Consider the following 234-nt stretch of genomic DNA (forward strand, 5'->3'; position numbering starts at 1 on the left):
TGCTGATCGCCGCGGGTGTGGGCCCGGAGTCGCTGGTCGCGGTGGCGATGGGCCGGTCGGTGGAGATGTTGGTGGCGGTGTATGCGGTCACGGTCGCCGGTGGCGGCTACGTGCCGGTCGATCCGGATCAGCCGGCCGACCGTAACGGCTACATCCTCGATACCGCCGACCCGGCACTGGTGCTCACCACCACCCGGGACGGGTTCACCGTCACGGGGGACAGGTCTGTCGGTG

General features: G+C 70.1%; 1 protein-coding gene. It reads left to right on the plus strand.

Annotation, left to right across the window (positions count from 1 at the left end; translation table 11 throughout):
• A partial coding sequence (locus tag EF834_RS18095; protein ID WP_164874186.1) for an AMP-binding protein occupies positions 1-234 on the plus strand: 234 nt, incomplete at both ends.

It is taken from the genome of Rhodococcus spongiicola (assembly GCF_004011835.1).
In the GTDB taxonomy this organism is placed as follows: Bacteria; Actinomycetota; Actinomycetes; order Mycobacteriales; family Mycobacteriaceae; genus Prescottella; species Prescottella spongiicola.